Source organism: Solwaraspora sp. WMMD792 (genome assembly GCF_029626105.1).
In the GTDB taxonomy this organism is placed as follows: domain Bacteria; phylum Actinomycetota; class Actinomycetes; order Mycobacteriales; family Micromonosporaceae; genus Micromonospora_E.
The window spans coordinates 5,332,636-5,354,764 of the sequence record NZ_JARUBH010000009.1; the positions used below are offsets into that span (position 1 = coordinate 5,332,636).

Below are 22,129 nucleotides of genomic sequence, written 5' to 3' on the forward strand. Positions count from 1 at the left end.
TCAGGACATCGATCGTTCATCTCGACGTCGCCGGCAGGTCGCACCCGCGTTCGCGGACGGTCCCGGTCCGCTGCATACCGTCCCGGTGCCAGCGACGCCGTCCAGCCCGGACCGCCCTGGCAGATCCGGTCCGCGCGCCGCGCACGACACGGCACCGGACCGGGCGGCCCGCTTCCGACCGAGCGAGGATCGACATGTCAATCGACCATGACAGCCACGTCCATACCGATCCGGACGACATCAGTTCGAACCCTTCCGGCAACCGTCCGTTCCGGGAGGTGCTCGCCGCCCGCGCCGGCCGCCGCGACATCGTCCGCAGCGGTACGGTGATCGCCGCCGCGGCCTTCCTCGGTGCGGCCGGCGGCGCCCTCGGCACCGACGCGCCGGCCAGCGCCGGCGGGGACCGCCACGGGCACGGGCACGGCAGGCCCGGCCGGCGCGGTCTGCTCGGTTTCGACCCGGTGCTGCCGAACACCGACGACGCCATCACCGTCCCGCCGGGCTACACCGCCGACGTGCTCATCCCGTGGGGCACCCCGCTGCACAGCCGGGGACCGGCCTGGCGCAAAGACGCCACGAACACCGCCGCCGAACAGGCCGAGCAGGTGGGCAGCCACCACGACGGCATGCACTTCTTCCCGCTCGGTCGCGGCCCGCTGGGCAGCCGCCGAGGCCTGCTGGTGCTCAACCACGAGTACATCGACCGGACCCTGCTCTACCCCGACGGCGACGCGGAGATGACCCGGGAGAAGGTCGACAAGGCACTCGCCGGTCACGGGGTCAGCGTCGTGGAGGTGGAGCTGTCGCGGGGCAGGTGGCGCAACGTCGACTCGCGGTTCAACCGTCGGGTCACCGGCACCACCCCGGTCGCCTTCTCCGGACCGGTGTCCGGCCGGCACCCGGCGCTGCGCTCGAACAACCCCCCGATGGGTACGTTGAACAACTGCTCGCACGGGGCCACCCCGTGGGGCACCTACGTGGCCTGCGAGGAGAACTGGAACGGGTACTTCGGCACCGAGGACCCGCAGTGGTCGCCGACGCCGGAGCAGGCCCGGTACGGGGTCAACGCCGCCGGGTTCGGCTACCGCTGGCATCTGGCCGACCCGCGCTTCGACGTGGCCCGCAATCCCAACGAGCTGAACCGCTTCGGGTGGCTGGTCGAGATCGATCCGATGAACCCCCGCTCCACCCCGGTGAAGCGGACCGCCCTCGGTCGGTTCAAGCACGAAGGTGCCACCTTCTGGGAGTCGCGCGGTCGGGTCGTCGTCTACAGCGGCGACGACCAGGACGGTGACTATCTCTACAAGTTCGTCGGTGACGGTCCGTGGCGGATGCAGCGGGCGCTGGGCCGCAGCCCGCTGGACCACGGCACGCTCTACGTCGCCCGGTTCGACGACGACGGCACGGGCGTCTGGCTGCCGCTGAAGTACGGCAAGGGGCCGCTGACCAGGGCGAACGGCTGGCAGGACCAGGCCGACGTGCTGCTGCGTACCCGGGAGGCGGCCGACGCGGTCGGCGCCACCCCGCTGGACCGTCCGGAGTGGGTGGCGGTCAATCCGAAGAACAACGACGTCTACCTGACCCTGACCAACGGCACCGGCTGGCCCGGTGCGGTCAACCCGCGTACCCCGAACCCGTACGGGCACATCGTCCGCTGGCGCGAGCGCGGCCGCGACAACACCGCGACCAGCTTCGAGTGGGACGTGTTCATGCTGGCCGGTGACCCGGCGTACGACCCGCAGGTGCAGCTCGACGAGACGAATATCTTCGGCTCGCCGGACGGGATCTGGTTCGACGGCGACGGGCGGCTGTGGATTCAGACCGACGTGTCGAACTCGACGCAGAACCGGGCGGACCGGGGCCACGACAACATCGGCAACAACGCGATGCTGGCCGCCGACCCGCGTACCGGGGAGGTCCGGCGGTTTCTGGTCGGCCCGCGCGGCGCGGAGATCACCGGGGTGGTCACCACCCCGGACCAGCGGACCATGTTCATCAACGTGCAGCATCCGGGCGAGTCCACGACGTACTGGGGCAGCCCGACGCCGGAGGACCCGCGGGCGGTGAGCAACTGGCCCGACTTCGACCCGGCCGGCCGGCCCCGGTCGGCGACCGTGGTCATCCGCAAGGCCGACGGCGGCGTCATCGGCAGCTGACCGCTCCGGTCCACCCCTGCTCATCATCCGAGCCCGACGTACGGGCTCCGGGAGCCGCGGCCGATCTCGCCGACCGGTCGCGGCTCCCGTCGTCGTGCCAGGATCTCCCTCGACCGGGTCGGCCGGCTCAGTCCAGGTCGCGCAGGATCTGGTGGAGCAGGTCCTGGGTACGGGCGGGTGGGTCGGCCTCGACGCAGAGCCGCTCCATCGCGGCGGCGTAGTGGTCGACGTCCTCCCGCTTGTCCAGGTAGATCGCGCTGGTCAGCTGCTCGATGTAGATGATGTCGGGCAGGTCCTGGTCGGCGAAGCGCAGGATGGTGAAGGCTCCGCCGGCGGCGGCGTGCCCGCCGGCATCGAACGGCACGACCTGCAGCCGTACGTTCGGTAGCTTGGTCGCCTCGATCAGAGCGTTGATCTGGTCGCGCATCACGGCGGGGCCGCCGATCGGCCGACGCAGCACCGCCTCGTCGATCACCGCCCACAGGTTCGGTGGCTGCGGCCGATGGAGCAGTTCCTGGCGCTCCATCCGCAGCTCGACCCGGCGTTCCACTTCGTCGGCCGGGGCCCGACCGTGTCCGAGTAGGACCACCGCTCGGGCGTAGTCGCGGGTCTGCAGCAGGCCGGGTACGAACTGGACCTCGTAGCTGCGGATCATCTTCGCGGCCGCCTCCAGCCCCAGGTAGGACTGGAACCAACTGGGCAGGATGTCGCCGTACCGGTGCCACCAGCCGGGCGTGTTCGCCTGCCGGGCGAGCCCGAGCAGCGCTGTGCGTTCCCGGGAGTCGGTCACCCCGTAGAGGGTGAGCAGGTCGGTGACGTCGCGTTCCTTGAAGCCGACCCGGCCGAGCTCCATCCGGCTGATCTTCGATTCGGAGGCGCGGATGTGCCAGCCGGCCGCCTCCCGGCTCACTCCCTGGCTCTCCCGGAGCCGCCGCAGCTGCGCGCCGAGCAGCATCCGCAGCACGGTCGGCCCGGTCGCCGATCCGCCATCTGGCTGGGCCGTCATCGTCACCCACCGACCTCCGGACACCGTCACGTCGTATGGCAGCTACTCTTGGCGAGTAAGCATGCCATGACCTGAGGGTGATCCCTAAGGCCCCGTCGATACCGGTCCGACCAGTGGACACCGCCGTGCGGTGCGGACGGTCGTCACCAGCAGAGTCCGGACGGGCCCACGGTGCAGGCCCCCGGCCGGATCGATGCTATCGAATCAGGTCGTCGAAGTCACCGTCCCGGGCGCCGAGGATGAACGCCTCGATCTCCGCACGGGTGTAGATCAGCGCCGGACCGTCCGGGTAGCGGGAGTTACGCAGAGCGATCCCGCTGCCACCGGGCAGCCGGGCAAGCTCGACGCAGTTCCCGCTGGGGTTGCTGCGGCCACTCTTGCGCCAGGCGAGGGTCGGCAGGTCGGTACTTGGAACGTCACTATCCGGCTTATGCATACATACAATCCAAATCGGACATTGTCGCAACAGACGTAGGACTCCGGGGTCGGCCGCGCCTCGTCGCGGAAGGGTCAAATGCACGTGCATCTGCTCTTGCGCCTGCAAGGTATTGCGAGCATGATAGCGCACGTGAACTTGTATCCGGCGGTTTACCCATCGTGATGAATAATCGGACATTCGACGACATCACCCCCGATAAGGCCAGGGGCGGCGTAGACAACGATGCACGCAGAGTCACCACTTTGCGGGCCGGTCAGCTGCCTCCGGCGTCATCCGACGGCAGCAGCCACGAGACACACCGCGCGCAGCGAGACAGGAGGGCGATGAGCATGCCGGCTCCCATCCTCAACCCCAACCAACGCGATCCCCGGGACGTCTACCCGACCGACCGGTACCAGCCGTCCGACCCGGTCTGGGTCTACCGCGGCGGCACCTGGTGCGCCGGGATCATCGAGACCGCCTCAGCCGGCGCGGCGACCGTCACCTACCGCCCCACCGGCTCGCGTGGTACCGGGGTGGACACCATCACCGCGCCGTACGTGCTGCCACGGGCCGAGACCGACCCGATGCTGGACCGGGTACCCCGTTGACGGTCGCCCTCCAACCGGAGGGCACCGAACGCCTCCGCCGGTCGCCCAACTCAATATCGCGCCGCTGACGTGCACAAAGTCACCACTCAGTAGGCGAAAAACTACACAGGGATTGACAGCCATCACAGCAGCCGCGAGAATTTGCGAGCATTGTGGATCACCGGCGGCGCGGTGAATAGGCCACTCCGCCGGCACGGTATTGCGACACCGTACCCATGCCCGGAAGCCACCAGAAGGGCTGCCCTGTGTCTGATGGTGCACTGTGCCTACCCTATCCGGAGCTGCTGCCGGCCAACCGGCACCGACTCCGTGCTGCGATCGCCGACGGCCCCCACACCTCGGCCCCGGAGCCGCTCGACAGCGCGATGTCGGGCGTCCGGGCCGACCCGGCCACCGTCGACTACCAGGAAGTCGACTATCAGGAACATGACCGCTACTTCCAGATCCGCCGTACGCGTCAAGCACCGGAATCAGCGTTTCTCCACGCCTTGGCAATAGCGCATCTGGCAGTTCGGGAGAACGTCGACGAAAATGGGCTTTCGCAGCTCAGCGACGGCTATGTCGCCCAGCTGTGGCTCGGGCTGGAAAGCCTGTACCGGTACGCGGGCCACGACGTCGACAACCAGCCGATCGGCGTTCTCGACCAGCCCGTCCAACGCCCGCCGCACCCACAGTCGAACGGGACGGATCCGGGTGACTCCGACGCCGCCGCCGACCGGTGGCTGATCGGTCACCAGTTCTTCTTCACCCTGATGCAGGGGGCGATCACCGGGCTGAACTGCTTCCTCGGTGCCAGCGCCGACGGCGACGAGGCCGAGGCGCGAGCCGGGCTGCGGGTCGCCACGGCGTTCATGCGCAGCTCGGCGGCCGCCTTCCGGTTCACCTCGGACTTCTCGCCGGTCGACTACGAGCGACTGATCCGTCCGGCGATGGCACCACCTGCGGTGCGGGCCGGCTTCAGTGGCCTGCAGACCCGCGACCACGCCCACCTCATGGCGCTGTTCACCGAGGTCCGCGCGATGCGATCCAAGATCGGCCCGGCCCGGTTGGGTAGCGCCTTCGACGAGTTCGTCGAAGCGACCGTCGAGGCGTACGAGGCGCACCAACTGATCTGCGCCCGGTTCGGCGGCGACGTGCTGCCCAGCCTCCGGATGGCCGCCCGGTCGGCGGGACGCAGTACGTCTCCGGGGGTGCAGGTGGTACGGCAGATGATGCGGGCCCGGCTGTTCGCGCTCCACGGCAGCCACCGGGACCGAACCGACAGGGGCGGGACACCCGGTGGGCCCGAAGGCGGCGGGACACCGGACACCGGCCCGGGTGGCCACGGAGACGAAACGCCGGGCGCGGACGCCGGTGGGCAGGTCGACCAGCCGGCCGGCGGTGACCGGTGATGAACGAGCGTACCCAGGTCGGCGTCATCGGCGCCGGGCCGGCCGGGATGCTGCTGGCGGTACTGCTACGCCGGGCCGGGGTGGACTGTGTGGTGCTGGAGCGTCGGGACCGCGAGTACGTCGCCAACCGCGCCCGGGGCGCCACCGTGGAGCACCGGGTGGTCGACCTGCTCCGCCGGCACGGCCTGGCCGGCAACCTGTTGCGGACCGGCGCGGTCGAGGACGCGGTGGAGTTCCGGCTCGGCGGGCGGCGCTACCCGGTCCGCTATGAGCCGCTGGCGGGCGGCCGCAGCCACTACATCTACCCGCAGCAGTTCCTGGTCCGCGATCTGGTCGACGCCTACCTCGCCGACGGCGGTGACCTGCGGTTCGAGACCGCGGCGGAGGCGATCGACGACCTGACCGGGCAGCCCCGCATCCGGCTCGCCGACGGCCGTGAGCTGCGCTGCGACGTGGTGGCCGGCTGCGACGGCGAGTACGGCGTCGCCCGGCGGGCCGTCCCCGCCGGGGCGTTGCGCTGCGCCGACTACCAGTACGACTACGCCTGGTTGTCGGTGCTCGCCGAAGCCCCACCGTCCAGCGACTGCGTGATCAACGCCCTGCATGAGTCGGGGGCCTGCGTACACGTCCGCCGGACGCCGACGGTGAGCCGGTTCTACCTGCAGTGCGGGCGGGACGAGACCCGGGCGGACTGGCCGGACGAGCGGATCTGGAAGGAGGTCCGGATCCGGCTGGCGCTGGACGAGCCGTGGACGCTGCACACCGGGCCGGTCACCGACACCGGCACCGTCCGGATGCGCAGCCTGGTCTGTGACCCGATGCGGTACGGGTCGCTGTTCCTCGCCGGGGACGCCGCACACATCGTGCCGCCGGTCGGCGGCAAGGGCTTCAACCTGGCCCTGGCCGACGCGGAAGAGCTGGCGCTGGGGCTGATCGAGCGGTTCACCGCCGGCGACCACCGCCGGTCGGACGCCTACTCGCAGCACCGGCTGGCCCGCATCTGGCGGGCCCAGGAGTTCGTGCACTGGATGATGGACCTGGTGAACACCCCCGGATACGGCACGGCCGACGCGGCCTTCCTGCACCGGGTGCAGGCGGCGCGGCTGACCCGGCTGGTCGACTCACCGGCCTACCTGGCCGCGTTCCTGGAGGACTACGTCGGGTGGTGGTGACTGAGGACGTTTGTCGCCCGCCACGTCGCACCGGTGCCGAAGACCAGTTCCTGCCCGGGGCCGACGTGGCGCGGGCCGGCCAGCGGGCTGTACGACTCGCTGGTCCACAGCGGCACCCCGGCGTACCGCAGCTGCTGGGTCCAGATCACCCCGGTCAGCCGCCCGGCGGCGGTCGTGTTGAGCCGCACCTGGTCGGGGAACCCGTCGAACGACGACGCCTGGTAGTCCACCGTCACCCAGTCCTCGGCGGCGGTGAGCAGCCGCACGTCGTTTCGCGGGAAGCGCAGCGCGCCGGACCGGGTCGGCGACCGCCAGGCCGGGGCGACCCCTTTGGCCGGCCGGGCGGCACGCATCGCGACCCCGTCGCGGACCGCGTCCACCAGCGGTTGGAAGTCCCAGCCGTACGCCCCCTGCAGCGTCTCGGTGGCCTGGGCCAGGTCGGCCAGCTCGGTCGGCAGGTCCCAGTCCAGCCGGTCGCAGCCGGTGGCCAGGTAGCGCACCTCGCCCGGCAGCACCCGGCAGTCGGCCGTGCCGAACCGGCGACGCAGCTCGACGACCAGCCGGGAGCGCTCCTCGTCCAGCAACGGGTTGTTGGTGTGGATCATGCCGAGCAGTACGTCGAACCGACCGCCGAGATCCTCCGGGTCGAGATCGGCGAGGTCGGACTCGACGAAGGTGATCCGGTCGGCCACCCCGTTGTGCCGAGCGATCCGCTCGGCCATGCCGACATGGTGCCGATCCACCGCGACCACCTCGGCGGCGCCCGCGTCGGCGGCGACCAGCGCCAGCAGCCCGCTGCCGGTGCCCGCGTCGAGCACCCGGTCACCGGGCCGGACCGCGCTGCGGACCGCGCGCTGCACGTTGTGCCCGCGGTCGATGCTCAGTAGCAGTCGCAGGTGCAGCTCCGGCGTGAACGGGATGTCCGTCGGCCCAGCCATCGATGAACTCCCTCTCGCGAAACCGGATCAATCACGATAAATTATCCATTGTCGACTCAAGTGTCAACCGGAAGGTTCCTCGGTGCGCGTCCTGTTCACCAGCCCGCCCGGAGTCGGGCATCTCTTCCCTACCGTGCCGCTGGCCTGGGCGTTACGGGCGGCCGGCCACGACGTCCTGGTCGGCACCGCAGCAGAAGGACTGGCCGGCGCGGCCCGGGCCGGCCTGCCGGCGGTGGACGTCGCCCCCGGCGCCCCGATCGCCGCCGTGTTCGGCACCGGCACCGGCACGACGGCCGAACTGGCCGCCCGGATGCGCGAGCGGGGCCGGCGGATCGCCGCCGCCGGCAGCCGTACCGACCCGTTGCTGCTGGAGACCTTCGGGCGGGTCTCCGACCTGATGGCGGACGGCACGCTGACGCTGGCCCGCTGGTGGCGGCCGGACCTGGTGGTGCACTCCCGGCTGCATCCGGCCGGACTGATGGCCGCCCGCGCGCTGCGGGTGCCCGCCGTCGAGCACGGATTCAACCTGTTCCGCGAAGAGGCGCTGGCCGCCCGGTTCCTGCCGTACCTGGCAACGGCGTACGAGCGCAACGGCGTACCGCTGGAACTGCCCGACCGGGTGGTCCTGCACCTGGCACCGCCCGAGCTGATGATCGGCGACGGCGACGGATGGTCGATGCGGTACGTGCCGTACAACGCCGGCGGTGCGCTGCCGGACTGGCTGCGCCTGCCCACCGCGCGACCCCGGGTGCTGATCACCCTCGGCACCGTGGTGCCGGCGCTGGCCGGGTTGACCGGTCTGCGCCACACCATCGACGCCGCCGGGCAGACCGACGCGGACTTCGTGCTGGCCCTCGGCACAGACGCCGACGTGACCGCGCTCGGGCCGCTGCCCGGCAACGTCCGGCCCGCCGGCTGGCTGCCGCTGCACCAGGTGCTCGCCGGCTGCTCCGCCGTGGTGCACCACGGCGGCTCCGGGACGATGATGGGCGCGATCTGTTCCGGGGTACGGCAACTGGTCCTGCCGCACGGCGCCGACCAGTTCAGCAACGCCGACCTGGTCCGACGGCACCGGCTCGGCCTGGGCTGCGCACCCGAGGAGGTGACCCCGCAGTTGCTCGCCGAACTGCTGGCCGAGGACGGTCCGGCCAGCGGGGTGGCGGACGCGGCCGAGCTGATGTCGAGACTGCCGGCACCGGCCGAGATCGCCACCCGACTCGCACATCCGGGTGGAATCGACCGCCACGCCGACCAGCTTTCGGCGCTCGCCCCCGTTACCGGCGGCTCCGCCGCACACTGGACCGATGGGTGACGTCGCCGCGGTGCTACTGGTCGATCCGGCGGGTTCCGTCCTGCTGCAGCTACGGGACGGCAACGCGCCGAGCCATCCGCACGCCTGGTGCGTGCCGGGCGGGCACTGCGAGCCGGGGGAGACACCGGAGCAGGCGGCGCTGCGCGAACTCGCCGAGGAGACCGGGTTACGGCCCGAGCACGGGTTGCGGTTGTTCTGCCGCCGGCAGCTGAACCCACAGCGTACGGCGCACTACTACTTCGGCTCCACCCGTGCCCGGCAGTGCGACGTCCGGCTCGGCGAGGGTGCCGCGATGGAGTTCCTGCGGCCGGACCAGATCAGCGACGGCCGGCCGTTCGCTCCCGGCTCGGCGAGCCTGCTCGCCGAGTTCCTCGCCTCGCCGCACTACGCCTGGCGGGTCACCGCCCCGTATGATCCGCTCCATGATCCGGGCCGGCGCCAGGTCCGCGCGCTCCACCACCAGGGCTGACGGTAGGTCGTTCCTCAAGTGGGCGGGCGGGAAGACCCGGTACGCCGCCGCCCTCGTCGCCGCCGCGCCACCGTTCACCGGCAGCTACCGGGAGCCGTTCCTCGGCAGCGGAGCGGTCTTCTTCGAGCTGGCGCCGCAGCGGGCGGTGCTCAGTGACGCCAACCCGGAGCTGATCGTCTGTTTCCGGGAGGTCGCCCGCGACCCCGAAGCGGTGATGCGGCTACTGGACGAACAACCGAACACGCCGGAGCACTTCGCGGCGGTCCGCCGCCGCTCGCCGACGGACTGTTCCGATCTGGAACGCGCGGTCCGGGTGATCTACCTGAACAAGACAGCGTTCCGTGGGCTGTGGCGGGTCAACCGACGGGGCGAGTTCAACGCACCGTACGGCGCCTACGACCGGCCGTACTACAACCGGCGGGTGCTGCTGGAGGCCGCACACGCGCTGGCCGGCGCGGAGCTGCGGGTGGCCGACTTCGCCGAGCAACTCGACGAGGCCACCGCCGGCGACTGGGTCTACCTGGACCCGCCGTACGTACCGCTCGGCGGGTGGGCGGACTTCCGGCGGTACACCTCGACACAGTTCGGGCCGGCCGATCACGTGCGGCTGCGGGACGCGATGGTACGGGCCAGCCGGCGCGGCGTCCGACTGACCCTGACCAACAGCGACACGCCGTTCGTACGGGAGCTGTTCGGCGCGGATTTCCTGATCGCCCGGATGGCGACCCGCCGGGACATCAACCTGCAGTCGGCGAAGCGGGGCAGCTGGGATCTGCTGGTCACCAACTACCAACTGCCGAACGGCGAATCAGCCCGGTAGGCCGACCAGGGCGGCCCGGACAGCGTCGCCGAGCGACGTGGTGGGCCGGCCGATCAGTCGGGCGAGGTCGCCGCTGTCGGTGGTCAGATCGCCCCGGGAGATGCCGACGTCGGAGGCGGCCAGCATGCTGGCGAACGCCTCCGGCACCCCGGCGTCGGTCAGCGCCTTGGCGTACACGTCGGCCGGAAGATCCTGGTAGCCGATCTCCCGCCCGCTGTGCCGGCTGATCTCGGCGGCCAGCTCGGCCAGGGTGAAGGGTTCATCACCACCAAGCTCGTAGACGGTGCCGGCTGTTCCGGCGGTGTCAGCTGTTCCGGCGGTGTCGGCGCTGCCGGCGGGTGCTGGCGCGGTCAACACCGCGACGGCGGCGGCGGCGAAGTCGGCCCGGGTCGCGGCGGCGACCCGACCCGAGCCGGCAGCGCCCAGCACGCTGCCGGTGGCGAGCGCCTGCGGCAGCACCGAACCGGTGTAGTTCTCCAGGTACCAACCGTTGCGCAGCAGCACGAACGGCAGGCCGCTGTCCCGGATCATCTGTTCGGTGGCGAGGTGTTCGGCGGCCAACGGGACGCTGCTGGTGTCCGCGTTGAGGATGCTGGTGTATGCGATCAGGTCGACTCCGGCCGCCTTCGCCGCCGCCACAGCGTTGCGGTGCTGGTCGATCCGCCGGCCGACCTCGCTGCCGCTGATCAGCAGCAGCTTGCGGGTACCGGCCAGGGCCGGCCCGAGGGTCTGCGGCTGGTCGTAGTCACCGTGCCGGACCTGTACGCCGCGCGCGGCGAGGTCGCCGGCCTTTTGCGGGTTCCGTACGACGGCGACGATCTGCGCCGGCGGCAGTCCGCTGTCCAGCAACTCGTCGACGACCAACCGGCCCAGCTGGCCGGCGGCACCGGTGACAGTGATCATGTCAGCTCCTACGTCCCTGCGGGGCGGCCCCACGATCGCCCTCACCCACCAGCCTGCACTAACTTTTCGAAAGCGCAAGCGGATCAGTAAGTGCTGTGGCCCATTCGACACATCACTGGGAGATACCCTGGAAACATGGCCAGCCGGTCCGCGCCCGCGCCGCACAGCGAATCCTGCCCGCCGACCGACGACCCGACGGCCGCCCTGGTGACCGACGTCTTCGCCCGCGACTGCCCGTCACGAGCCACCCTAGACCACATAACCGGCAAATGGGGCACACTAGCGTTGGCTGCTCTGTTCGCCGGCAACTACCGGTTCAACGCGCTGCGCCGCCGGGTCGACGGCATCAGCGAGAAGATGCTGGCTCAGACCCTGCAAGCGCTGGAACGCGACGGGATGGTCGTCCGGGACGTCCAGGCCACCATCCCGCCCCGCGTCGAGTACAGCCTCACCCCGCTCGGCCGCGCCGTCGCCGGCAAGCTGGTCGACCTGATCGAGCTGGTCGAACGCGAGATGCCGACGGTGCTCGCGGCCCGGGACAGCTTCGACCGGACCGCCTGACCACGGGTGCCCCACCCACAGCGGATACCACCGGCAGCCGAACGGCAGGCACCCGGCCGGGCGTCACTGCAGCAGGCTGCCCACCGGCGAGAGCAACGCCCAGCCCAGGAAGGCGGTGTGCCGGTCCATCCGCAGCCGCTCACTCTCCAGCATGGTCGGGTTGTCCCGCATCGGCCACATCCGGGCCGCGTCCCGCCAGGCGATGTCCCGGGTGAACTCCACCAACCGGTTCTGGTACCAGTCGTCGACCTGCCCGTTGAGCCGATCGAGGCAGATCTGCCAGCTACTCAGGTAGCTGCGCCGCAGCTGCGGGATCCGGTCGAAGAAAATCTCATTGATGTAGAGGTAGTCGCGGTGCTGCTCGTCGTTGTCCGGGCCCGACCCGAGCTTGGCCCAGGTGCTCAGCAGGGCGAACGGTAGGTCGTAGTTGATGTGCGCGTTCACCCCGGCGGCGGCCGACGGCAACGACCGTACGCTCTCGTCGCGCAGCCGGCTGAACAGCACCTCCCAGGCCGCCGGGGTGTCGCCCCGGTTGCCCCAGCAGCGCAGCGCCGCGAAGTACCGCTCCGCGAACTCGATGTCCAGCAGGGTGAGGAAGGCAGGGTCGGCGAACTCACCGGCCTGCAGCCGCTCGTCGATGGTGCTGGTGATCACCCAGTAGAGATGGTTGAAGTCGGCCACCGGATTGTCGCTGTCACTCGGCGTGGCTGCCTCGAGCAGCTTCTGCAGCGCCGCCAAATCCTCGACCACGCCGGCGACGTCGGTCGGCCGGTGATCGAGGACCTCCATGATCTGGTCGTGCACGTGACCCCAGCGGAGTTCTGGCATCGGACACCTCCAGTCTGCAGTGCTCCCTCGCCCCGGGCGGGCGGTCGTCACCGAAACGGTCGGTCCCTACAGTGGCAGCCGCTGCCAACCCGCAGGTATCGGCGCAACGACGGGTGTCTCACTGGCCGATCCCGCCGCCCCGGTGTGCGGTTTTCCGGCCGAGACGTCAACCGGCCGGGGTGGACCGGCCGGTCGGCGGCCGCTACGCACCGGACTGGCAGGTTCACAGTCGGGTATCAGGCACGCGGCTGGTTACGCATGAACACCCGAGTCGCCTCCACTCGCGTCCTGACCTGCAGCTTGTTGAGAATGTTCGACACGTGCACACCGACCGTACGTTCGCTGATGAACAGCGCCTCGGCCGTCGCCCGGTTGGTCCGTCCTTCCGCGACCAACTCCAGCACCTGACGCTCCCGGTCGGTGAGCACCGCGAGCTCGTCCGGACCGCCCGGGGCGAGCACCTGGCCGGCCCGCTCGACCATCGAGGTCCGCTTCGCGCGGTCGTTGACCAACGCCCGGGCCACCCGTTCGCCGACGGTGGGCGGGCTGGTCAGACCGGCCCGCAGGGTGACCCGCTCCTGGCTGTCCACCTCGGGCATCGGTTCCGACTCACCCGCGCCCAACGCCACCCGGGCGCGGGAGGCCAGGGCCTTGATCTCCTGGGTGAACGGGCGGGCGCCGAGCCGCCGGGCGGTCCGGTACGCCGCCTGCAGCGCCCGGGTCGCGTCCGCGTTACGGGTACGGATCGCGTACAGCGCCTCGGCCTGGCGCAACCGGGCGTACGCCGCCGGATACGGATGGCACCGCCGCTCCCAGACCTCGGCGGCCCGCGACCAGAGCACCGGGTCCGACCGGCCGTCGATCCGGCTGATCTCCGCGGCGCAGAGCTCCCGGTAACCGATCACCGCGTCGCGTACCGGTGCCGCAGTCTCCGTGTTGCTGCTGCGTTCCATCCGGCCGACCACCTTGACCAGGCGCTGCACCGCCTGCGGGTCGGTCGGTGTCCCGCTGGACCTGGCCTCCGCCTCGGCCCGCAGCCCGTGCCAGACCAGCGGCGCCTGCAACCAGACGTCACCCGAGTGCCGCTCGGCCAGGTCGATGCCCTGCTGTACCGCCTCCCGCGCCTCGGCATGCCGGCCACGCCACATGGCCAGCCCGGCGCGCAACGTCAGCAACGGCAGCATGTGCCGCATCCCACCGCCAGCGGCCAGCAGGGTCTCGATCGCCTCCAGGTCGGACTCCGCACCATCGAGGTGGCCGAAACCCACATGAATCCGGCAGCGGGCCAGCAGCAGCTCGACCGCGTCCGCCCCGGACGGCCGGTGCCGCAGCGCGGCCGTGATCACCTCCTCGGCCTCGCTCCACCGGCCGAGCCGGAACAGCCCGTTGGCGGCGGCGGAGAGCAGCCGGGTGCCGTAGGTGCGGGCCAGCCCGACCCGCTCGGCCCGTTCCGCGCCGTGGCGGGCGACCGCGACCCCCTCCTCCAACTCGTTGAGGTGTCCACTGAGCAGCTCGGCGAGCTGCAGGTCGGCGACGGCGACGTCCGCCGGGCCGCCGGTCAGTTCGGCGGTACGCCGCGCCTGCCGGACCGCTTCCTTGCCCGCCGCCGGGTCGTTGAGGTACGCCTGGCTGTAGCCGAGGGTCACCCCGGCCAGCACCATCGCCGAGGCACAGTCGGGCACCCCGGCAGCCAGGTCCAGTGCCTCCTGGGCCCGCCGGCCGGCGTCGGCGTACCGGCAGAGTTGCAGCAGCAGATCGGCGGAGTGCGCGGCGGCGGCGACCCGCTCGCCGGCGGCGGCGTCGGCCGCAGCCAGCGTCCGGTCGTACTCGCGCTCCGCCTCGGCCAGCTGACCGACCGCCGTCAGGTACCGCGCCCGCAGGGTGTACAGCCAGGACGGCGGCGGACCGAACAGGTTGGTGGCCAACTGCTCCAGCAGGGCCAGCGCGCGCTCGTGCTCGCCGCTGCGGTGCGCCGCCTCCGCCGCGCGTCGGCCCAGCATGGTCGCGTCGAATTCGACCAGCCAGGCCGGCGGGACCTGGTTGGCCAGGTCGACCGCGCTGGCCCAGTGCTCGAACGCCTCGGCGAAGCCGTACAGTCGCTCCGCCTCCTCGGCGGCGGCGACCACGGCCGGCAACGCCCGGGTGGTCTCGCCCGCCTCCCGCCAGTGGTACGCCAACCGGGCGTGCTGCAGGTCACCGGTGGGGCCGGCGACGAGTGCCTCGGCGTACCGCCGGTGCCACCGGACCCGCTCCCCCGGCAGCAGCCGCGGCTCCAGGACCTCGCGGATCAGCGGATAACGGAACCGGTACCCGTCCGGCTCGGACAGCAGCACCCGTTGGCCGACCGCCTCGCGTACCGCCTGCAGCAGCCGGTCCTCGCCGAGCTCGGCGACCCGGGCCAACAGGTCGTGGGCTACCGGCTCCACGCCGGCGGCGACCGCGTGTGACACGAGCTGGGCATCGGCCGGCAAGGCGTCGACGTGGGCCAGGGTGATCTCGCGCAGGGTCTCCGACAGGCCGTCCCGGCCGTCCCTGGCGTCCCGGGCCAGCTCCTCGGCGAGGAACGGCACCCCACCGCTGCGCCGCCACACCGACTCGGCCAGGTCGGGCTCCGGGTCGCCGCCGAGCAGCTCCGCGACGAGTTGGGCGGTTTCCGTCCGGTCCAGCGGCTCCAGCTCCAACACGTGGACCGCGCCGGAACGCGACCGGGACCGGCGCAACTCCAGCAGCATGCGGCGGATCGGATCGTCGCCCCGCAGCGTCTCGGTCCGTGCCGCGCCGAGCAGCAGCAGCCGGACGTCACCCAGCCCGGCGAGGAGGTACAGCAGCAGATGCCGGGTGGTCAGGTCGGCCCACTGCAGATCGTCCATGACCAGCACCAGAGTCCGTCCGGCGGCAACCGCGCCGAGTCCACGGGTGAGCCGTTCCAGCAGGTCACCGGCTCCGTCGGGATGCCGGGCCTCGCCGTCCAGCACCGAGATCAACTCGTTGGCCGCAGCGCCGGACAGGATGCCGGCCCGGCCGGCCGCCGGCTGATAGCGCCGCAGAGCCTGCCGAAGTGGGTGCAGCGGTGATGAGTCCCCAATGTCCAGACATGCCCCGGACAGCACCAGGGCACCGGCAGTACGTAGCCGGTCGCTGGCCGCGCTCAGCAGCCGCGACTTACCGATGCCGCTCTCGCCCATGACGAAGACCGCGGCCGTGTTCCCCCGCTCGACCCTACGTAGCGACTCGTGCAACACCTGCAGCTGAGCCTGCCGCCCGACGAAGGGAACCTCGTCGGAGCTGGGGGCCAGCGACCTGCCATCGCGTGACTGTGTCAATCCGATCACCGACATAAAGGGTGGGAGTATCTGACATACGTCGTTCTACAGATCCTAGGGCTGCGCTGGGCTGCAAACGTTTCAGCCATCCGTCCCGTAGGTCGGTCCACACGGACCGGATCAGGTCCACCCGGGAGCGGACTGGAGCACCACCACCACCGCGCAGGAGGCGATCATGAGGACGCTCCGCCGCAACTACCGCCGCCCCACCGGCCCGACCCACGCAGCCGGCCCGATCTGCCGTACATCCGTAAGGTCGACCCACCGTTACTGTGCCAACTGCGGAGCGCGACGGAAACCGCCGTCTGGCTGGTCCGTTCCAGCCGCCCGGACCCGCCGCCGCACGGTCAGCGTGCTCTTCGTCGACATGGTCGGCTTCACCGCCCTGTCCAGTCGGCTTACTCCGGAGGAGGTCCGCGACGTGCAGCTGCGCTACTTCCACGCGGTGCGGACGGTGATTCGACGGTGGGACGGAGTGGTGGAGAAGTACATCGGAGACGCGGTGATGGCGGTCTTCGGCATCGCCGGCAACGACGATGATCATGGCGATGGCGGCGCGTACCCGGCGGTGCGGGCCGCCCTCGAACTCGCCGACGCGGTCCGCCGTACCGACTTTCCCGACAGCGCGCGGGTACGGATCCGGGTCGGAGTGGCCACCGGAGCGGCGGCCATCGACACCGCCGGTGCAGTCGACGGCGGCGTCGGATTCCTCACCGGCGACTTGATCAACATAGCCGCTCGGCTGCAGGCACATGCCGCCCCAGGCGATGTCGCCGTGACCGCGGAAACCTACCGCGCCGCCGGCACGAGGCTCAGATTCCACCAGCAACCACCAATGTCGATCACCGGCCGGAGCGAGCCGGTACAGGTATGGCGGCCGGTGCCGGTTCGGCGGCCGCTGCGGGCAGCGGCCGCCGAACCGGCGGATCAGGTGGTACGCGGGACGCCCACCGACCCCCCGCGTACCGAACGGCCGATGTCGGCCGCTCCGGTCGTCACAGACTCAGACCCCGGTCACCGAGCGGATCCAGCTCCGGCTGGACGCCACCGAGGCGTAGTTCTGGTACGTCGACCCGTTGCCGGTCGAGCAGACACCCACCTGCTGCCCGTTGTAGAACTGCGGACCGCCGGAGTCGCCCCGCCAGGCCACGCCGTTCACCCCGGTGCTGCGGATCGCCGGGCCGCCGTACGCGTCGGACGCGCCGTTCGTTGTGGTACGCACCGAGGCGACCTTCAGCTGCGCCGAGGCGTCACAGTTGCTGCAGGTCCGGCCCCAGCCGTAGATAGTGTTCGTCGAGCCGACCGGTGGGTTGCTGGACGCCAACGTGACGTAGCTGGTGGAGACCGCCGAGCTCAGGTAGAGCAGGCCGAGGTCGTACCGGCCGTACGTGGCGCTGACCGTGCTGGTCGCGCCGCCCGAGGAGCGGTAGACGCTGCCCACTCGCACCGACATCGACCCACCGAGACAGTGCCGCGCGGTCAGCACCCACCGTGAGGCGATGATCGAGCCGGAACAGGCGAACGAGCCGTTCTGGAAGACGGCGGCCGCCCACGGTGCCGAGGAAACCGTGCCGCCGCCGATGATCTGTTGTGGTGCCGCAGCCGCGGCGGACGGGGCCACGAACGCGCCGACCAGTGCGGTCGCGGCGATGGCCAGGGTGAGTCGGATACGCAAGGCTGGCTCCTTAACCGAAGGGGTTGCCCCGGGGGATTCCGGGCCGGTGTCCCACGACGGGGTTCCGTCGGTGGACACCTGCTGTCCGGCGACGCCGGGCAGGCGCCGCACCGGCGACGCGAGTCGCGCATCGGTGATGCCAGAGATTAGGCTTCGACGGTTTCCACGACAAGACTCCGGACCGATTATTTCTGATAGCGTCCTACGGAGCGACCTGCCGTACGAAGATATGACGTACGCAATATGCATTGTCGTGTGTCATAGTCGGTACGGTGATCGGGTGGACGCTGGCCACCCGGGGTTGGCCTGGGTGGGCCGGCGGGCCTGGGTGGGCCGGCTCCCGCCGCAGGCGCCATCGGCGTCGGCCCTCCACGCGTGCGGTTGCCGACATCCGGGCCGACGAGTGCACTGTTCGCGCCGCTGTGACGCGCCACACCGTTCGCCGTAACGGGAATGGCAGGCGCGACGGCTAGCTTGTGAGATTGGCTGCGCGCCTGCACAGCGGCAGCACTGGCGTACCAGTCGGGTCGCGACGACCCGCGCCCTACCGCGCGCAGACGACGCGCCATCGCGGAAGAGGAACCATGACAGCGCTCGCCCAACGGCCCGGCGGGTCCGCAACAGTCCCCGTCGTGGAGCCGACTCCCGGTGAGTCGCTCAGCTCATGGCAGCGGATCCGGCTGATCCTGGTGCTCGGCACGCTCATCGCGGTCGGCCCGTTGACCATCGACATGTACCTGCCGGCACTACCGGCAATCAGCGACGACCTGCAGACCACCGCAGCCGGCGTCCAGTTGACGCTGACCGGCACACTCGCCGGGCTGGCCATCGGCCAGTTGATCATCGGGCCGCTGTCGGACGTGTGGGGTCGACGCCGACCGCTGCTGGTCGGCACCGGTCTGCACGTGCTCGCCTCGGTCCTGTGCGCCGTGGCACCGAATATCGCGGTGCTCGGCACGCTGCGGATCGTCCAGGGCTTCGGAGCCGCCGCGGCGGCGGTGATCGCGATGGCGGTCGTCCGGGACATGTTCAGCGGGATCGCCTTCGCCCGCGTACTGTCCCGGCTGCTGCTGGTCATGGGCGTCGCGCCGGTTCTCGCGCCGACCCTCGGTAGCGCGCTGCTCAACTGGACGCACTGGCGAGGGGTGTTCGCCGCGCTCGCGGTACTGGGGCTCGCCCTGATCGCGGTGACCGCCCTTGGGCTGCCCGAGACGCTGCCGCCGCACCGCCGCCGTCCGGCCCGGGTGCTGGACACCCTCCGGGTGTACGGAAGCCTGTTCCGGGACCGGATCTTCGTCGGCCTGGTGCTCGTCGCCGGGTTCTCGATGGCGTCGCTGTTCGCGTACGTCGCGGGCTCGTCGTTCGTCCTGCAGGACCAGTACGGGCTCGACGAGCAACAGTTCGGTATCGCGTTCGGGGCCGGGGCGGTCGGCATGATCACCGCCACCCAGCTCAACGTACGACTACTCCGCCGCTACTCACCGCAGCAGATCCTGCGGACCTCACTGATCGCCGGGCTGGTCTGCGGGCTGATCCTGCTCGGCTTCGCGGCAACGAACGTCGGCGGGCTACCCGGCGTCCTGATCCCGCTGTGGGCCGTTCTCGCCGCAGCCGGGTTCGCGCTACCGAACGCTCCGGCGCTGGCCCTGGCCGGCCACGGGGAAGCTGCCGGGACCGCGTCCGCGATGCTCGGGGCGGTGCAGTTCGGTGTCGGCGCACTCGCCGCGCCGGTCGTCGGGCTACTCGGCACCGGCAGCATCGCGATGGCGACGGTGATCACCGGAGGCGTACTGGCCGCGCTGATCGTGCTCCTGGTCGTCGTGCGTCCCGGCCGTCTGCCCGTTCCCGACCGGGCCGCGCCGACGCCGGTCGCGCCGCACTGACGTCGGCTGCGGCCCGGGGAGGTGCTTTGCCCCGGGCGCGGCGTGCCCTGTATCCTCGACCGGCGGTGGTCTGGAGCGGCCGCCGGGGAGACTTCGCCTAGTCTGGTCTATGGCGCCGCACTGCTAATGCGGTTGGGGTCTTAAAGCCCCTCCCGGGTTCGAATCCCGGAGTCTCCGCGCTTCGGCGAGGCGTGTATGCTTGCCAGGCACCTGCGCCCGTAGCTCAACGGATAGAGCATCTGACTACGGATCAGAAGGTTAGGGGTTCGAGTCCCTTCGGGCGCGCGAGATCAACAGGGGTCTGACCTGCCGAAACGGCAGTCAGGCCCTTTCGCTTTTCCGTCCCTTGTGGTCGGTTGGGTGCTCGGTGGGTGCTCGTGCGACGAGCATCCCTCACGTCCCGGCCAGTCCAGGGGTGACCCGTCCTGTCCCGATGGGTTTTGATCATGGTTACCCGCGTCGGATCGAAAGTCCAGACAGTGGGACGTGCTTCCGTGGTCGAGGTGCCGCTCTCCCCCGGCCGGGTTCGCGGTGCTGGAGGCGGGGCCGTGTCGCCCGGTTTGGTGTGCGGGGGCAGGCTGCCACTGTCGCCGGTATCCGTCAATGTCAACTTGCCGTTAGAGGAACGTAGCGAGCGGTGATCACTTTCCTCCGACGATCGCCCCAGCAGGTCCCTGCTGCCGCGAGTTTCTGCTCACCGGCCAGCGCCCCACCTGGTGCGGTGGCAGGACCGGCCCCGTGGTCATCGTTTGTGATCAGCCGTGCAGCAGTTCGGGTGGCACCTGCGCCGGCAGCGGCGGAAGCTGCCCCCGACCGGAGAGCAGCGCCCCGAGCTGGGGATAGAGGTGTAGAAGCTGGGTCAGGTCCCGTTCCTGTCCGAGGTTGCGTAGCGCGACGAGCGCGTCTGTCGCCAGCGCCAGCCCGCCGAGCGTCGCTGCGGTGCCTTCCGCCCCGGCCAGGACCGAGTTCATCGCCTCGGTCCACTCCGGTAACAGCAGCCACGAGGCGTGGAGCCGTTCGTCCAACGCCACGCCGGACGTGCCCGTAGCACCTCGTCAGGATCTGTCGGCAGCGCGACGGACACCGGGATGGAGTAGATGGGGTCTGTTGCCGCGAGCGCGAACAGCGTCGGATCCTGGACCAACGTCGGGTCGATGAGCTGGGCGAACGAGGCTGTCCAGACGACCATGTGGCCCGTCGTGGTGCCGTCCGGTCGAAGGACAGGTGGGCGTTTCCGCACGCCGACCTCGGACACTTCGGCGTCCGGGGCCGCGACACGCCGACGCCGGTACCACCAGCGCCGCCACCCACCCGCGACATCACCGGCTGGATCATGCGCCCGATCGACAAACTCACCGACGAACACCGGGCAGAACTCGAGCGGTTGTGTGGTCTGTGCCCGGACCTGGCGGCCATCCGAGACCTGGCCCGCGGGTTCACCGACCTGGTCCGGACCCGGGGCGGCGACCGCCTCACGACCTGGGTCGAACAGGCCGAGCACAGCACCATCGCGGAGATCCGATCGTTCGCCAAAGGCCTGCGCCCGGACTGGGACGCGGTCAGAGCCGGCCTGACCACGAGCTGGAACTCCGGTGCCGTCGAAGGCTCCGTAAACCGCATCAAAACACTCAAAAGACAGATGTACGCCGGGCCAACCCCGACCTGCTCCGCCGACCCGTCCTACTCGCCGATTAATCGACCGTCCGCGATCACCGAGACCGTGTCAGGGCCAGGTCAGGAAGACCGTTGACATTTCAGTTGCAATCCCTCGTAGGGCAGATGAGGACCCGCCGGCTCGCGGTCGCCCTGGCCGTCCAGCACCTGTTGCAATCCCTCGTGTCAACGCTCCGGCAATCTGAACCCTGCATGAGTCTGGGAATTTTGACCCATGGTTGGTTAGTCGCGGCTGGTGCGGTTTTCCTTGGCGAGGAGCTCACGGCGTTGGCGGGTGCGGTAGGAGTCGCCGGTGAGGGTGAGGACCTCGGCGTGGTGGACGAGGCGGTCGATCATCGCGGCGGCCACGACGTCGTCGGAGAACGTCTCGCCCCAGCGGCCGAAGGGCAGGTTCGAGGTGACCATGACCGAGCCGACCTCGTAGCGTGAGGCGATCAGCTGGAAGAACAGGTTCGCGGCGTCCTGGTCGAACGGGATGTACCCGACCTCGTCGATGATGATCAGCCGGTAGCGGCGGATCTTCTTCAGCTCGGCTTCCAGACGGTTCTGTTGGTGGGCGGCGCCGATGCGGGCGATCCAGTTGCTGGCGGTGTCGAACAGGACCGAGTAGCCGGCCTGGCAGGCTTTGACGCCGAGTCCGATCGCCAGGTGCGTCTTACCGAGTCCGGGTGGACCCAGCAGGATCACGTTCTCCGCCTTGGGAACGAACGTGCTGGTGGCCAGGTGGGCCAGGACGTCGCGGCGGAGCGACGGCAGGTGATCGAGGTTGAAGTCCTCCAGAGTTTTGACCTGCGGGAAATGGGCGGTGCGGACCCGCATCGTGGTCCCTTTGGACTCCCGGTCGGCGACCTGACGCTGCAGCAGGGCGGCCAGGTACTCCTCGTGGGACCAGTTCTGGTCACGGGCCTGTTCGGCCAGTTCTTCCCAGACAGCGCCGATGGTGGGCGTCTTCAACACCCTGGTCAGGTAGGAGATCATCGACGGCATCC

18 protein-coding genes, 2 tRNA genes and 1 pseudogene are annotated in these 22,129 nt (G+C 70.5%); 12 read left to right on the forward strand and 9 right to left on the reverse strand.

The window, feature by feature from the left end; all coding sequences use genetic code 11:
• The first annotated feature begins 194 nt into the window (after positions 1-194).
• On the forward strand, positions 195-2,156 hold the full coding sequence (locus tag O7629_RS24890; protein WP_278172179.1) for a PhoX family phosphatase: 1,962 nt from the start codon (positions 195-197) through the stop codon (positions 2,154-2,156).
• 127 nt (positions 2,157-2,283) lie between these two features.
• On the opposite strand, the gene O7629_RS24895 is transcribed toward O7629_RS24890, so the two are convergent.
• Both O7629_RS24895 and O7629_RS24900 read right to left on the reverse strand, forming a co-directional pair.
• On the reverse strand, positions 2,284-3,111 hold the full coding sequence (locus O7629_RS24895; RefSeq protein WP_278174673.1) for a helix-turn-helix transcriptional regulator: 828 nt from the start codon (positions 3,109-3,111) through the stop codon (positions 2,284-2,286).
• Between the two features lie 247 nt (positions 3,112-3,358).
• Positions 3,359-3,598, reverse strand: a complete 240-nt coding sequence (locus tag O7629_RS24900) for a DUF397 domain-containing protein (RefSeq protein WP_278172180.1) — start codon at positions 3,596-3,598, stop codon at positions 3,359-3,361.
• A gap of 332 nt (positions 3,599-3,930) precedes the next feature.
• Between O7629_RS24900 and O7629_RS24905 the strand changes: the two genes are divergently transcribed.
• The 3 genes from O7629_RS24905 (at position 3,931) to O7629_RS24915 (ending at position 6,754) form a co-directional block, all read left to right on the forward strand.
• Positions 3,931-4,191 carry a hypothetical protein gene (locus O7629_RS24905; protein ID WP_278172181.1) on the forward strand — a complete coding sequence of 87 codons (261 nt, stop codon included), beginning with the start codon at positions 3,931-3,933 and terminating at the stop codon, positions 4,189-4,191.
• Positions 4,192-4,436: 245 nt separating this feature from the next.
• Positions 4,437-5,582, forward strand: a complete 1,146-nt coding sequence (locus O7629_RS24910) for a hypothetical protein (RefSeq protein WP_278172182.1) — start codon at positions 4,437-4,439, stop codon at positions 5,580-5,582.
• Positions 5,582-6,754 (forward strand): 4-hydroxybenzoate 3-monooxygenase, encoded by a 1,173-nt coding sequence (locus O7629_RS24915; protein ID WP_278172183.1) that lies wholly within the window; start codon positions 5,582-5,584, stop codon positions 6,752-6,754. Before O7629_RS24910 ends, O7629_RS24915 begins: the two co-directional genes overlap by 1 nt.
• Here O7629_RS24915 and O7629_RS24920 read toward each other — a convergent pair.
• On the reverse strand, positions 6,736-7,692 hold the full coding sequence (locus O7629_RS24920) for a 50S ribosomal protein L11 methyltransferase (RefSeq protein ID WP_278172184.1): 957 nt from the start codon (positions 7,690-7,692) through the stop codon (positions 6,736-6,738). The two genes, O7629_RS24915 and O7629_RS24920, sit on opposite strands and share 19 nt — an antisense overlap.
• An 82-nt stretch (positions 7,693-7,774) precedes the next feature.
• Between O7629_RS24920 and O7629_RS24925 the strand changes: the two genes are divergently transcribed.
• From O7629_RS24925 to O7629_RS24935, 3 genes are read left to right on the forward strand one after another with little or no spacing between them, the layout of a single operon-like run.
• A complete protein-coding gene (locus O7629_RS24925) occupies positions 7,775-9,004 on the forward strand; it encodes a nucleotide disphospho-sugar-binding domain-containing protein (RefSeq protein ID WP_278172185.1) in 1,230 nt (409 codons plus the stop codon).
• Positions 8,997-9,473, forward strand: coding sequence for an NUDIX hydrolase (locus O7629_RS24930; protein ID WP_278172186.1), 477 nt, complete (start codon positions 8,997-8,999; stop codon positions 9,471-9,473). The genes O7629_RS24925 and O7629_RS24930 overlap by 8 nt, the downstream gene beginning before the upstream one ends.
• A complete protein-coding gene (locus O7629_RS24935; RefSeq protein WP_278172188.1) occupies positions 9,427-10,293 on the forward strand; it encodes a Dam family site-specific DNA-(adenine-N6)-methyltransferase in 867 nt (288 codons plus the stop codon). Before O7629_RS24930 ends, O7629_RS24935 begins: the two co-directional genes overlap by 47 nt.
• Here O7629_RS24935 and O7629_RS24940 read toward each other — a convergent pair.
• Entirely contained in the window at positions 10,282-11,196 is a 915-nt protein-coding gene (locus tag O7629_RS24940; protein ID WP_278172189.1) for an SDR family oxidoreductase, read from the reverse strand. The genes O7629_RS24935 and O7629_RS24940 overlap by 12 nt on opposite strands.
• A 135-nt stretch (positions 11,197-11,331) precedes the next feature.
• On the opposite strand from O7629_RS24940, the gene O7629_RS24945 reads away from it, so the two are divergent.
• Positions 11,332-11,757: a helix-turn-helix domain-containing protein gene (locus tag O7629_RS24945; RefSeq protein WP_278172190.1), complete on the forward strand. Its 426-nt coding sequence runs from the start codon at positions 11,332-11,334 to the stop codon at positions 11,755-11,757.
• 63 nt (positions 11,758-11,820) lie between these two features.
• Here the strand turns inward: O7629_RS24945 and O7629_RS24950 are convergent, their stop codons facing one another.
• The 3 genes from O7629_RS24950 to O7629_RS24960 all read right to left on the reverse strand — a co-directional run bounded on the left by O7629_RS24950 (position 11,821) and on the right by O7629_RS24960 (position 17,583).
• Complete coding sequence (locus tag O7629_RS24950) at positions 11,821-12,585, reverse strand: DUF5995 family protein (RefSeq protein ID WP_278172191.1); 765 nt, start codon at positions 12,583-12,585, stop codon at positions 11,821-11,823.
• 236 nt (positions 12,586-12,821) lie between these two features.
• Positions 12,822-15,923, reverse strand: a complete 3,102-nt coding sequence (locus O7629_RS24955; RefSeq protein WP_278172192.1) for a LuxR family transcriptional regulator — start codon at positions 15,921-15,923, stop codon at positions 12,822-12,824.
• A gap of 988 nt (positions 15,924-16,911) precedes the next feature.
• Positions 16,912-17,583 (reverse strand): trypsin-like serine protease, encoded by a 672-nt coding sequence (locus tag O7629_RS24960; RefSeq protein ID WP_278172193.1) that lies wholly within the window; start codon positions 17,581-17,583, stop codon positions 16,912-16,914.
• 632 nt (positions 17,584-18,215) lie between these two features.
• On the opposite strand from O7629_RS24960, the gene O7629_RS24965 reads away from it, so the two are divergent.
• The 3 genes from O7629_RS24965 to O7629_RS24975 all read left to right on the forward strand — a co-directional run bounded on the left by O7629_RS24965 (position 18,216) and on the right by O7629_RS24975 (position 19,751).
• On the forward strand, positions 18,216-19,466 hold the full coding sequence (locus tag O7629_RS24965; RefSeq protein ID WP_278172195.1) for a multidrug effflux MFS transporter: 1,251 nt from the start codon (positions 18,216-18,218) through the stop codon (positions 19,464-19,466).
• 86 nt (positions 19,467-19,552) lie between these two features.
• A tRNA-Ser gene (locus tag O7629_RS24970) sits at positions 19,553-19,643 on the forward strand.
• A 35-nt stretch (positions 19,644-19,678) separates the two neighbouring features.
• Positions 19,679-19,751: transfer RNA gene (locus O7629_RS24975), tRNA-Arg, on the forward strand.
• A gap of 470 nt (positions 19,752-20,221) precedes the next feature.
• Here O7629_RS24975 and O7629_RS24980 read toward each other — a convergent pair.
• Positions 20,222-20,491, reverse strand: a complete 270-nt coding sequence (locus O7629_RS24980) for a hypothetical protein (RefSeq protein WP_278172196.1) — start codon at positions 20,489-20,491, stop codon at positions 20,222-20,224.
• Between the two features lie 308 nt (positions 20,492-20,799).
• Between O7629_RS24980 and O7629_RS24985 the strand changes: the two are divergent.
• A pseudogene (locus tag O7629_RS24985) lies at positions 20,800-21,161 on the forward strand (transposase).
• A gap of 201 nt (positions 21,162-21,362) precedes the next feature.
• Here O7629_RS24985 and istB read toward each other — a convergent pair.
• The gene (istB, locus tag O7629_RS24990; RefSeq protein WP_278174674.1) at positions 21,363-22,127 is read right to left on the reverse strand and encodes an IS21-like element helper ATPase IstB; all 765 of its coding nucleotides are present in this window, start codon (positions 22,125-22,127) and stop codon (positions 21,363-21,365) included.
• Between the last annotated feature and the right edge of the window lie 2 nt (positions 22,128-22,129).

Coding starts and splice junctions, on each gene's coding strand:
- O7629_RS24905 (WP_278172181.1), top strand. CDS start 3,931: ATGCCGGCTCCCATCCTCAACCCCAACCAACGCGATCCCCGGGACGTC.
- O7629_RS24920 (WP_278172184.1), bottom strand. CDS start 7,692: ATGGCTGGGCCGACGGACATCCCGTTCACGCCGGAGCTGCACCTGCGA.
- O7629_RS24890 (WP_278172179.1), top strand. CDS start 195: ATGTCAATCGACCATGACAGCCACGTCCATACCGATCCGGACGACATC.
- O7629_RS24915 (WP_278172183.1), top strand. CDS start 5,582: ATGAACGAGCGTACCCAGGTCGGCGTCATCGGCGCCGGGCCGGCCGGG.
- O7629_RS24950 (WP_278172191.1), bottom strand. CDS start 12,585: ATGCCAGAACTCCGCTGGGGTCACGTGCACGACCAGATCATGGAGGTC.
- O7629_RS24940 (WP_278172189.1), bottom strand. CDS start 11,196: ATGATCACTGTCACCGGTGCCGCCGGCCAGCTGGGCCGGTTGGTCGTC.
- O7629_RS24955 (WP_278172192.1), bottom strand. CDS start 15,923: ATGTCGGTGATCGGATTGACACAGTCACGCGATGGCAGGTCGCTGGCC.
- istB (WP_278174674.1), bottom strand. CDS start 22,127: ATGCCGTCGATGATCTCCTACCTGACCAGGGTGTTGAAGACGCCCACC.
- O7629_RS24895 (WP_278174673.1), bottom strand. CDS start 3,111: ATGCTGCTCGGCGCGCAGCTGCGGCGGCTCCGGGAGAGCCAGGGAGTG.
- O7629_RS24900 (WP_278172180.1), bottom strand. CDS start 3,598: ATGCATAAGCCGGATAGTGACGTTCCAAGTACCGACCTGCCGACCCTC.
- O7629_RS24945 (WP_278172190.1), top strand. CDS start 11,332: ATGGCCAGCCGGTCCGCGCCCGCGCCGCACAGCGAATCCTGCCCGCCG.
- O7629_RS24930 (WP_278172186.1), top strand. CDS start 8,997: ATGGGTGACGTCGCCGCGGTGCTACTGGTCGATCCGGCGGGTTCCGTC.
- O7629_RS24935 (WP_278172188.1), top strand. CDS start 9,427: ATGATCCGGGCCGGCGCCAGGTCCGCGCGCTCCACCACCAGGGCTGAC.